General features: G+C 61.8%; 15 protein-coding genes. 10 read left to right on the top strand and 5 right to left on the bottom strand.

Annotated features, from left to right (window positions below):
* Positions 1–111: 111 nt before the first annotated feature.
* Complete coding sequence (locus ACNPN0_RS08300; protein ID WP_448938315.1) at positions 112–582, bottom strand: hypothetical protein; 471 nt, start codon at positions 580–582, stop codon at positions 112–114.
* A 290-nt stretch (positions 583–872) separates the two neighbouring features.
* On the opposite strand from ACNPN0_RS08300, the gene ACNPN0_RS08295 reads away from it, so the two are divergent.
* Positions 873–1,430: a dihydrofolate reductase family protein gene (locus ACNPN0_RS08295; protein ID WP_448938316.1), complete on the top strand. Its 558-nt coding sequence runs from the start codon at positions 873–875 to the stop codon at positions 1,428–1,430.
* Between the two features lie 44 nt (positions 1,431–1,474).
* Here the strand turns inward: ACNPN0_RS08295 and ACNPN0_RS08290 are convergent, their stop codons facing one another.
* A complete protein-coding gene (locus ACNPN0_RS08290) occupies positions 1,475–1,612 on the bottom strand; it encodes a hypothetical protein (protein ID WP_448938317.1) in 138 nt (45 codons plus the stop codon).
* Between the two features lie 28 nt (positions 1,613–1,640).
* Here ACNPN0_RS08290 and ACNPN0_RS08285 point away from each other — a divergent pair, with 28 nt between their 5' ends.
* Genes ACNPN0_RS08285 through ACNPN0_RS08260 form a run of 6 tightly spaced genes read left to right on the top strand, consistent with a single transcriptional unit; the run spans position 1,641 to position 5,288 of the window.
* The gene (locus tag ACNPN0_RS08285) at positions 1,641–2,510 is read left to right on the top strand and encodes a glycerophosphodiester phosphodiesterase (RefSeq protein WP_448938318.1); all 870 of its coding nucleotides are present in this window, start codon (positions 1,641–1,643) and stop codon (positions 2,508–2,510) included.
* A 5-nt stretch (positions 2,511–2,515) separates the two neighbouring features.
* Complete coding sequence (locus ACNPN0_RS08280) at positions 2,516–3,202, top strand: hypothetical protein (RefSeq protein WP_448938319.1); 687 nt, start codon at positions 2,516–2,518, stop codon at positions 3,200–3,202.
* Positions 3,183–3,914, top strand: coding sequence for an AzlC family ABC transporter permease (locus tag ACNPN0_RS08275; RefSeq protein ID WP_448938320.1), 732 nt, complete (start codon positions 3,183–3,185; stop codon positions 3,912–3,914). Before ACNPN0_RS08280 ends, ACNPN0_RS08275 begins: the two co-directional genes overlap by 20 nt.
* Entirely contained in the window at positions 3,911–4,228 is a 318-nt protein-coding gene (locus ACNPN0_RS08270; RefSeq protein ID WP_105657874.1) for an AzlD domain-containing protein, read from the top strand. Before ACNPN0_RS08275 ends, ACNPN0_RS08270 begins: the two co-directional genes overlap by 4 nt.
* Before the next feature lie 53 nt (positions 4,229–4,281).
* Positions 4,282–4,602, top strand: a complete 321-nt coding sequence (locus ACNPN0_RS08265) for a thiamine-binding protein (protein WP_105662672.1) — start codon at positions 4,282–4,284, stop codon at positions 4,600–4,602.
* Positions 4,599–5,288: an O-methyltransferase gene (locus tag ACNPN0_RS08260; protein WP_332727769.1), complete on the top strand. Its 690-nt coding sequence runs from the start codon at positions 4,599–4,601 to the stop codon at positions 5,286–5,288. The genes ACNPN0_RS08265 and ACNPN0_RS08260 overlap by 4 nt, the downstream gene beginning before the upstream one ends.
* Here the strand turns inward: ACNPN0_RS08260 and ACNPN0_RS08255 are convergent.
* The gene (locus tag ACNPN0_RS08255; protein ID WP_105657877.1) at positions 5,285–5,665 is read right to left on the bottom strand and encodes a hypothetical protein; all 381 of its coding nucleotides are present in this window, start codon (positions 5,663–5,665) and stop codon (positions 5,285–5,287) included. The two genes, ACNPN0_RS08260 and ACNPN0_RS08255, sit on opposite strands and share 4 nt — an antisense overlap.
* Positions 5,666–5,817: 152 nt before the next feature.
* Here ACNPN0_RS08255 and ACNPN0_RS08250 point away from each other — a divergent pair, with 152 nt between their 5' ends.
* A complete protein-coding gene (locus tag ACNPN0_RS08250) occupies positions 5,818–6,324 on the top strand; it encodes an N-acetyltransferase family protein (RefSeq protein WP_448938321.1) in 507 nt (168 codons plus the stop codon).
* Positions 6,317–7,144, top strand: coding sequence for a spermidine synthase (locus tag ACNPN0_RS08245; protein ID WP_448938322.1), 828 nt, complete (start codon positions 6,317–6,319; stop codon positions 7,142–7,144). The genes ACNPN0_RS08250 and ACNPN0_RS08245 overlap by 8 nt, the downstream gene beginning before the upstream one ends.
* Here ACNPN0_RS08245 and ACNPN0_RS08240 read toward each other — a convergent pair.
* On the bottom strand, positions 7,141–7,650 hold the full coding sequence (locus tag ACNPN0_RS08240) for a DUF2087 domain-containing protein (protein WP_448938323.1): 510 nt from the start codon (positions 7,648–7,650) through the stop codon (positions 7,141–7,143). The genes ACNPN0_RS08245 and ACNPN0_RS08240 overlap by 4 nt on opposite strands.
* Positions 7,651–7,742: 92 nt before the next feature.
* Complete coding sequence (locus ACNPN0_RS08235) at positions 7,743–9,194, bottom strand: NCS2 family permease (protein ID WP_181148871.1); 1,452 nt, start codon at positions 9,192–9,194, stop codon at positions 7,743–7,745.
* 169 nt (positions 9,195–9,363) lie between these two features.
* Here ACNPN0_RS08235 and ACNPN0_RS08230 point away from each other — a divergent pair, with 169 nt between their 5' ends.
* On the top strand, positions 9,364–10,341 hold the full coding sequence (locus ACNPN0_RS08230) for a universal stress protein (RefSeq protein ID WP_332488837.1): 978 nt from the start codon (positions 9,364–9,366) through the stop codon (positions 10,339–10,341).
* Positions 10,342–10,373: the final 32 nt, after the last annotated feature.

The following is a 10,373-nucleotide window of genomic DNA, read 5'->3' as shown; positions in this document are numbered from 1 at the left end:
CCTGGCCCCCTGCACTTGTTTAACCACTGTTCCTGCTGGCTTGCGGCCTGCCTATTATCGAAGCATCGCAATCGCTTTGAACCGCTACAAGCAGTTTACGGAGTGAGAAGACTAGTGGGCTGCTTCTTCGGCTTCAATTATTGACGCGAGTGCCAGGTCTTCGATGGTGAGCATCACGGTGCTATCCGACCGGTCAAATAGCTGCAGGGTGATGCTCCGGCCATTGCAGCGCCACATGCCCACCGGCTGATCTTCGTCGTCCCAAGGGCGCTCAGGAGTGCCATACAGTTGGGAAAGCTGTGCCTGCAGGACTTCGTAGCCATACTGGGCCACGGGGTCCTGGGCGTTCAGCGATCCGTAGAGGTGGGTGCAGACGCTGAGGAATTGCTGACGGTAAGTATCCCAGAAACTCACCATTTTTCCTGGCAGGCCGAGGTCTAGGCTCGTCATTTGATGTGGTGAATCGTGGTCTTCGGCATCAACGTTGTTTCCGGAAACGAATCCAAGGGCACCGAACAGGACTTCACGCTCGACTTCGTTCTTTGGCCAGGGACCTTGGACCAGGCCCTGGACAACAGGCATGAGATCACGGGGACCAGGGGTCAAACTTGGGGCAGAGTCTGGTGGCGGCATACTGCGAGCCTACCTTTGACGCTTAGTCTCCCGGAAGAGGACCATGAAATTGTGCTTCGCTTACAGGTCCTGCATCCAAAGCAGATGCTGGGCGGACATCGCCGATGCGAACGGGCCTGTCTCTGTTTTCGCACCGGTTGCCTGATGCTGCATCGTCGCTGCTTGACGTGACTGGCCGGCAACCCTACAGTCAAGGCACCGGGGACCTGGTGGTAAGGCTATAGCTGCAGGAGCTTGCGATGGGACAATTGACATTCAGCATCAACGTCACGCTGGATGGCTGTGTAGATCATCGCGAAGGCATCGCCGACGACGAATTGCACGACTACTTCACCCGACTGATGAATGCGCACGGAGCGATGCTCTGGGGGCGTGCCACCTACGAGCTGATGGAAGATTACTGGCCGGCCGTCGCTCATGGAGATATCGCAGCGCAGCCAGCTCTGCTTCGCTGGGCGCAGCAGCTGGAGAAGAAGCCCAAATACGTTGTCTCAAGCACCCGCACCGCGTACTCGTGGAAGAATTCGCACTTGCTAAGCGGCGACCTACGCGCCTCGGTGCAGAAGCTGAAGGACCAGTACCCCAATGGAGTGCTGCTCGGTAGCGGCAAATTGGCAACGGTTCTGGACCGGATGGAACTTATCGACGAATACCACTTCCTAGTCCATCCAGTCATCGCCGGGCATGGACCAACCCTGCATGAGGCAGGATTGCAGGATTCCCGTCACCTCCAATTGATATCAGCGCAGCCGCTGGCCAGCGGGGCAATCACGGCCAGCTATCGGCGTGCAGGCTGATTCCCATGACGATGGCGATTTTGCCTTGGAATTCCGGGGCAGAATCAGGAAAGCGGACACCTTTTCTTGCCGGGTAACTTCGTGTTTTGCACGATGGCAGCAAGCGCTTGCATCCGCAGGCCGAAGCCATGAATGCAGTCGAAGAAATAAGCGTCCTGGCAGAGGGCAATCTGCGTTGCCAAGGAGCGAGGATCGCGTAGCGTAGGAATTATGGATACGCTTTTCTTCGCCCATCGCGGCAGCTCCCATAAATATTCGGAGAACACTCGTGCTGCCTATCTGCAGGCCATCGACGAAGGCGCCGATGGAATCGAATGCGACGTCCATCTGAGCAAAGACGGAATCGTCGTCTGCCACCACGATCCAACAGTCGACCGCACCTCTGATTCAGCCGGTCTGGTTGCCGGATTTACCTTGGCCCAGATGAAAGCCATGGACTTCACTGGAGTCGTTCCGAGCATGGTCCCGGCCGAGTACGGGGCAGAGAATGAACAGCTCCTGAGCCTCGGCGAACTTTTCGAGCTCATTGAAGCACGCGGCAAGCCAATTGGCCTGGCAATCGAAATCAAGCATCCAAGCCCATATGGCCACCTGCTCGAAAAGGGTGTGCTGCAGGTCCTGGCAGCCCATGGCTTCGACCCGCAGACGGGCACGGCCGGCTCGCAAGGGCAGATCGCGGTGACCCTGATGAGCTTTGAGCCGAATTCCCTGCGCTATCTGGCACGCACTGTCAGCACTTCACTATTGTGCCAGCTGATGACCGAGGTCAACCCGGACTATGTCCAGCAGCTCATTGATTCCGGCGACCTGGGGCGAGCAGGTGTCTACGATGTGCTTTACCGCTCCGTGCCTGAAGGAATCGAACTGATCAACGCAGGGGGAGCTGGCATCATTGGATCCGGGGTCGCCTGGACGCGAGCCAATGAGCATCTTGTGCGCCGATGGCTGGAACAAGGGCTGAAGGCGCGCATCTGGACGGTTGACCGTCCCGCGGATGCGCAATTCCTGGTGGACCTGGGTGTCGGGGAATTGACGAGCAACCGCCCGGCAGAACTGCGCAAAGAATTGGAGCTGAGCTAGGCCACATGAGCACCGGAGAAATCGCACAGGTCAACCTGTACCTGCAGGACACGTACATTTTTGCTGCGGAGGCCCGAGTCATTGCAACGGGAAGCGGCGAAGACGGGCAGTGGATTGCCCTGAGCCCCAATATCTTCCATCCCCGTGGTGGAGGCCAGCCCGAAGACTCGGGCACCGTGGACGGGCTGCCTGTCTCAGTCCAGCGCGACGCGAATGCACTGGTGGTCTTGTACGGCGCCGGCGCCCGGCAGGTGGGTGATCAGGTCCTGGCTGAGATCGATGGCGAGCTGCGCCTTTCCCATGCCGCATTGCACACCGCAGGGCACATCCTGGGCTTCGCTGGCGAAGACCGCGGCTGGCAGCACCAGGGCCACTCGCACTTCCCTGGGCAGTCGCGCCTCGACTTCGATCCGGCCAGCGTTGACCTGCCATTGGGCGATGAGAACGAACGGGCCGCCGCCAAAGCCTGGCTCCAAGGACGCGTCGATGAACTCATCGCTGGCGGCGGAGAAATCACAACGGCCACCGATGAACAGGGCATCCGTACCGTGAGCATCGCCGGGGTGAATGCCGAACCTTGCGGTGGCACCCACGTGAAGCACCTGAACCAGCTGCAGCACGTTCAGATCGGTGACGCAAAGGTCAAGCGCGGTGCCTACAAGGTCAGGTACGATGCACGCCACGTCCGCTAGCTGGTTCACTCCGGCGACCAGGATGGGCCTTTCCATCGCGATCGCCACCGGGCTCTACGGCATCTCCTTCGGGGCCCTGTCCATTGCTGCAGGACTGGATCTGTGGCAAACCGTTGCCTTGAGCGCCTTGATGTTCACCGGCGGATCGCAGTTCGCCTTTATCGGCGTGATCTCAGGCGGAGGTGCTGCCTCGGCAGCGTTCTCCGCCGCTTCGCTGCTGGGAATCCGCAATGCCGTGTACGGGATGCAGATCAAGCAGGCATTGCGGCCTTTGGGACGGCATGTGCCCTGGATGGCCCAGGTGACCATCGATGAATCCACCGCAGTCAGCTTGGGGCAATCGGACCTGGCCGAGAAGCGCCGTGGTTTCTTCACCGCCGGGGTGGGCGTCTACGTCCTGTGGAACCTGTTCACCCTCGTCGGAGCCTTGCTCGGAGAACGCATGGGGGACCCCGCGGCTTGGGGTCTCGATGGCGCCGCGGTCGCCGCCTTCATCGGTTTGCTCTGGCCGCGCTTGAAGTCAGCTGAACCGGTCATGATCGCGATTGCGGCCGCAATCCTCACCGCGCTGGCTGTGCCGGCCACCGCGCCGGGCTTGCCGATTCTGGTAACCGCGGCCTGCGCTGCGATCTACGCGGTGGCGACCGGCCGCCGAACCCCGGCTGCGACCGAGCACGGCGATCTGGAAAGCATTGAGGAGGACCAGCCTTGAGCGAATTGAGCTGGTGGATTCTGGGAGCCTGCCTGACGGCCTACGCAATCAAGCTCTGCGGCTACTTTGTGCCACGCAAGGTTCTGGACTCGCCGACCATGTCCCATGTCGCGGCCACGCTGACCATTGCGTTGCTCGCCTCGTTGGTGACGGTCAACGCCTTCACCTCGGGGCAGGAACTGGTGATTGATGCCCGTATCGGTGCGCTCGCGGCGGCGATTATCGCCCTGGCTTTCAAGGCACCCTATCTTGTCGTCGTTGTCGTCGGTGCGCTGGCGGCCATCGTCTTGAGGGCGAGCGGACTAGCTGCCTAGATATTGCTTGCAAGGCTGATGACAAGCACAAGGCGTAGTGGGACAGTGGAAGCATGATTGTAGCTTTCTCCGTAGCCCCGAGTAACGACAACCCCAACGGTTCGGTCCACGATGCAGTGGCCGAAGCGGTGAAAATCGTCCGCGATTCTGGCCTCCCCAATCGCACCAGCTCCATGTTCACCGAGATCGAAGGTGAATGGGACGAAGTCATGGAGGTAGTCAAGCAAGCCACCATGGCCGTTGGCCGATTCGGTTCGCGCGTATCGCTGGTGTTGAAAGCCGATATCCGCCCCGGTTACGACGGCGAGCTCGATGGCAAAATCCAACGCCTGGAGAAGGCTATTGAGGATAGCGAGGAGAACATGCCGTCATGATCCACCATTCTGCAGAGCACCATGCCGCAGCCGTCGATGAATATTTGGAACAGGCGCTGGGGCTGCGCGTTGATGCCTTGGAGGCAGGTCGGGAACATTCCCATAGTGCCGGGCTTCCACGGATTGAAGTCAGTCCTGCCCAGGGAAAGTTCCTCCAGCTGCTCACCGAGATCACAGGTGCCCGCAGGGTCCTGGAGATCGGAACCCTCGGGGGCTACTCCACCAGCTGGCTCGCCCGGGGCGTCGGTGCAGCCGGTACCGTCATCAGCTGCGAATTTGAACCCCTGCATGCCTCGATTGCGCGTGAGAACTTGCAGCGGGCAGGGCTTTCAGAACGTGTTGAAATCCGGTTGGGGGCCGCTCAGGGTTCCATGGATTCGCTGATTTCCAAACGCGTTGCACCATTTGACCTGATCTTCATAGATGCCGATAAGCGCAACAACGTGCCCTACCTGGAACGCGCATTGGAGCTGGCGCATTCAGGCACCGTGCTGGTGCTCGACAACGTGGTGCGCAGCGGCGCGGTCTTGGATGACCCATCCCGGCATGGGACGCAAGAAGCCGATGTTCGCGGAATCCAGGACTCTTTGCGGTGGTTGCGCGATGACCCGCGCGTATCAGCTACGGCGCTGCAGACTGTAGGCGTCAAGGGGTGGGACGGGTTCGCGCTAGCGCGAGTCCTCTAGCGCGTTGGATAGCGTTCGGGGCGCTCGAATTCGAGTTCCCCGGCTTCATCGTGCTTGAACGGCGGCGACTTCAGGATCAGGAAGTACACGCCCAATCCGCAGAGAATGCCCATCGGCGGGCCGACCCACAGGGCATAACCGGTATTGCGCACCAGCCCCGCAACTACCGGGCCAACCAGCATGGGAACGATGTAGTAGTAGTGGTCCGGCTCGGCCGGGCCCCAGAAGCGTTCGAACCTGGCCAGAATACTGAAGCCGGCGGCTAGGAGAACGCAACCGAGCAAAATCACCCAGAAGGTCGAGGAAAGGCTGATGGTCAGGGTCAGGGAACCGACAAGGCCACCAGTCAAGGCAGCGTATTTTGTATTCCGGTTCAAGTCCGACCCCCCTTTGAGCCAAAAAGTTTACGACTACATGAATAGTTTTTCAAGCATTTGGACAGTCCGCAATACTACTTTAGTAGGAGGGGGCCTTGGTGCGTTGGAAGAAAATAGCGAAGTCACTGCCGTAGGCTAGAGAAGTGCCGCAAATGAACGACTACCGAATCCGACTGGCTACTGAACAAGACGTCCGCCCAGCGCTGCAAATGAAATTGCAAGCCTGGCGAGAAGCGTACGCCACACTTCGCGATGAGTCCTTTTTCGCCCACCATGAAGGCCAACTTGATGGCCAGGCAGCCTGGTGGGAACGCGGGCTGGCATCCGGAGCGCAATTCTTCATCGCGGAAGATCGCGATGGCCGCATCATCGGGCTAGCCGGTGGAACTCCGGCCATCGAAGAAGACCAGGATGCCGGAGTGGACGTCGAATTGGGCATGCTCTATGTCCTGGAAGAGTACTACGGTACCGGACTGGGCCAGCACCTCTTCGATGTTGTCCTTGGACAGCACGACGCCCTGGTCTGGGTCCTGCAAGGCAACGAGAGGGCCCTGGCCTTCTTCGCGAAGCAGGGATTCACGCCTGATGGAACCAGTGAAGCCCTGGCTGGCAGCTGGAATGGCTTAATCGAACAACGAATGGTGCGCGCGCGTGGCTAGGGATGCCAAGGAATCAATGCTCGGAGAGTATCCGATCGACACCGGAACGGCGATCATTGAAGCTGATCCCTACGGCGCCAGCCGCTATATCCTGAAGGTCAACGGCGTGCCCTCCTCCCATGTGGACCTGGAGGACCCGGCCTACCTCGATTTCGAGTACATGCGCTGGATGGAACCGGTCTTCGCCATCGGTTTCCCGGCCGGGCAATACGACGGGCGCGCCCGCAAGCTGCGCGTGCTCCACCTTGGCGGAGGTGGCTGCTCCATGGCCCGCTGGGTCGCGGCCAGCTATGAAAACGCCCGGCAGGTTGTGGTGGAGCTGGATGCCAAGCTGGCCGAGCTGGTGCGCGTCCACTTCGACGTTCCGCGCGCTCCGCTGGTACGCCTGCGCGTGGGAGACGCAGCCCAGGTGCTGCCCACCTTGAGCGATGCGAGCCGCGATGTGATCATCCGCGATGTCTTCGCCGGGAGCACCACCCCGCGCGTGCTGACCACGGCGGCCTACGCCCGCGAAGCCCAGCGCGTACTGGATGCCGGGGGCGTCTACCTCATGAATTGCGGCGATACCGCGGACCTGTCCGGCGCCAAGGCGGAAGCCGCGACGCTGCTGGAGGTCTTCGAGCATGTGGCCATGATCGCTGACCCGCCGATGCTCAAGGGCCGGCGCTACGGGAACATCGTGTTCCTGGCCAGCGACGAACCGCTCAAGCTCGGCCCGGCATTCGAACGCAGCCTGCGCACTGCGCCGTTGCCGGCGCAGCTGGTTTCCGGGGCGGCAGTGCAGCGCTTCGCCACCGGGGCCGCGCCGATTACCGGCTAGCTCCCGGGGCCCATCCGGTATCCGCTCCCGTCTGCTGCGCGCTGCAGCAGGCCGTGGTCGACCATGTAGCGGCGCAGCAGCGCGACGTCCGGGTGGAATACCCGCAGCCGTTCATTGAGCTGCTCTTCGCGCAGTTCGTCCCCGGCTCCTATCACCGCATTACGCAGGTAGACCAGCACTTCATGGCGGTCCGCTGGTTTCGCCGGGAGGCTATGCAGCCGGTGTTCGTCGAAGAAGCGGCGGATCCCGACGCGGTCGGCCTTCGCGGCCGACGCCGAAGCCAAGGTCTTCTCCAGCAGTTCGTCGTTCAGCGCCCAGCCGGACCCCTCTTGGCGCAGAAGCCCGATGCTGGCCCAGCGCTCCAAGTCCTTGCGTTCGGACTTATTGGCCTGCTCGGGTACCCCGTGCCCGCTCAATACCGCCCCGAGAAGCCGGCGCATCGAGGGGTTCTTCAAGCCTGCGGCCACCTGGATCCACTGCCCAGCGGTGTTCTGCTGATCGCTCATAAAGCCCATCCTAGCCAGTGCCCGCCGGGACGGAGGCAAAAAACGCCCCGCCATCGCCGGAGCAATGACGGGGCGCCTGGAGGGCTTCGGGGCTATTTGACCCCGGCCCACATCTCAATCAGTCCGATGCCGAAGAACAGCACGAAAGCCGCGGAAACAACCCACATCAGCGGGTGGATTTCCTTGGCGCGGCCCTGCGTGGCGCGGATGAAGACGTAGGAGATGAAACCGGCACCGATGCCATTGGCGATCGAGTAGGTGAACGGCATCAGGGTGAAGGTCAGGAAGGCCGGCAGCGCGATGCCCCAGTCGTTCCAATCGATCTTGGAGACCTGGGTGATCATCATGAAACCGACCACGACCAGTGCCGGCGCCACGGCTTCGAAAGGCACCAGGTAGATCAGCGGGCTCAGGAACATCGCGACGATCATCAGCAGGCCGGTGACTACCGAGGCCAGGCCGGTACGGGCGCCCTCGCCGATGCCGGCGCCGGACTCCACGAAGATCTGCGCCGAGGAGCTGGAGGTGCCGCCGCCGACGATCGCGCCGGCCGCATCCACCAGCAGGACCTTGTCCACGTTGGGGATCTGCCCGTTCTCGTCCATGGAACCGGCTTCGGAAGCCAAGCCCACCATGGTGCCCATGGCATCGAAGAAGATCGAGAGCAGGATGACGAAGGCCAGCAGCGAAGCGGCAGTGGCGCCGATCTTGCTGAAGGCGCCGAACACGCTGACCTGGCCGATCAGCGACAGGTCCGGAAGGGTCCACTCCGGCAGCGACGGAACGACCAGCGACCAGGTGTTGGTCTCCATCGCGCCGATGTGGAAGACGGCTTCGAGGATGTTGGCAAGGATCGCCGAAACGACGATGCCGATCAGGATCGCGCCCTTGACCTTGCGCACTACCAGGGCCATGGTCAGCAGCAGGCCGACCACGAAGACCAGGATCGGCCAGCCCATCAGCTCTCCGTCGAAGCCCAGGCCCACCGGAACGGTGGTGTTCGCGGCATCCGGGAGGCGCTGGACGAAGCCGGCGTTGACCAGGCCGATCAGTGCGATGAACATGCCGATACCCACCACGATGGCGGTCTTCAATCCGGCTGGAACCGCATTGAACACCGCGGTCCGGAACCCTGTGAGCACCAGGCCGAACATGACCACACCCGCAATGAGCACCAGGCCCATGACATCAGCCCAGGTCAATTCCGGGTTGGTTGCCACGGTGATAGCGACGAAGGCGTTGACGCCCAAGCCGGTAGCCATGGCGAATGGGTGGCGGGCCCAGATGCCCATCAGGATGGTCAGGATGCCGGCGACAAATGCGGTCACCGCGGCAACGCGCTGGATGCCCAACTCGCCGCCCGAGGAATCGGCACCGGAAAGAACCAGCGGGTTGAGGACGACGATGTAGCTCATCGCGAAGAAGGTGGCGATGCCGCCGCGAACTTCGGTGGAGAACGTTGAACGCCGTTCCGAAATCTTGAAGTATCGGTCGATGCGCGCGGCCATAGCATTCCCGGACGCGGTTTGTGTGGAGGAGGACATGGAAAAATTCTATGACGTTTCGGGCGCTGATTCATATCGATCCGAGTGTCCAGTAGGCTGTACGCGAAAACTTTAGACCCAACTCACACCTAGAACTGCGGAAGCAAGTACATTGGTGGTAAGGGAAATCACATCCCGTTATATCTGAGGTAGTTGAGGAGCGAGTCTGATGAGTGACGAAGCACCAGTCGCAGCAGAGAAGATTGAAGGAATTGTCGTTGGCGTGGACGGATCCCAGCAGAGCAGATGCGCTTTGCGCTGGGCCGAACGCGAAGCGGTACGCCGCGGCAGCGTGTTGAATATCGTGTCCGCCTACACCATCCCGGTGTTCGCCGCGTCCTCCATGGACGCAGGCTACTCGACCCTGGATGACGACCTGATCCGCGGGGGAGCCGAGGACATTGTGCGCCAGGCCCGCGCAGAGCTTGAAGGCAGCACGGCGGCCATCCGCACCTATATCGAATCCGGCGACCCGTCCGGCGTGCTGCTGGACCTGAGCCAGGACGCCGAATTGGTAGTGGTCGGAACCCGTGGCCGCGGTGGCTTCGTTGGCCGCCTGCTCGGCTCGGTGTCCTCGGCACTGCCCGCGCACTCCAAGTGCCCGACCGTCGTGGTTCCGCTGGCCATGGCCAAGGAGCAGGAAGAGGCCGGTGCCGCCGCGGCGTCGAACCGCAACTGCATCGTGGTCGGCGTTGACGGTTCCGACCGCGCGCGTTCAGCGGTGCTGGCGGCCGCGGACGCGGCCATCGCCAGCGACCTGACGCTGCGCCTGATCTGCGCGGTGCCGCCGGTGGGGGCGGCGCTGGCATGGATGCCGGCGACCGTTGACCAGGAAGCCGTGCTGGAAGATGTGCGCTACCAGATGAGTGTGGGCTCCAAATGGCTGAAGTCGCACTATCCGGCGCTGAAGATGGAAACCGATGTGGTCTCCGGGCCTCCCGTCGAGGTGCTGATCCGCGAATCCGAGCATGCGGTCCTGACCGTCACCGGCTCGCGCGGCCGCGGCGGCTTTACCGGGATGCTGCTTGGCTCAACCTCGCAGGGCGTCTTGCACCACTCCAAGGGCCCGGTGATGGTCGTGCCGGACTCGGATGACCCTCGCCTGGAGAACCGCAAGGACTTCGATACGCGGGCGCAGGAGCAGTGACCGCACGCCTGTAGCCAGAATGCACCCAGGCC

This window comes from Glutamicibacter sp. AGC84 (assembly GCF_053543575.1).
Note: the sequence above shows the minus strand (reverse complement) of the source record. Positions and strands in the feature narration are given on the sequence as shown.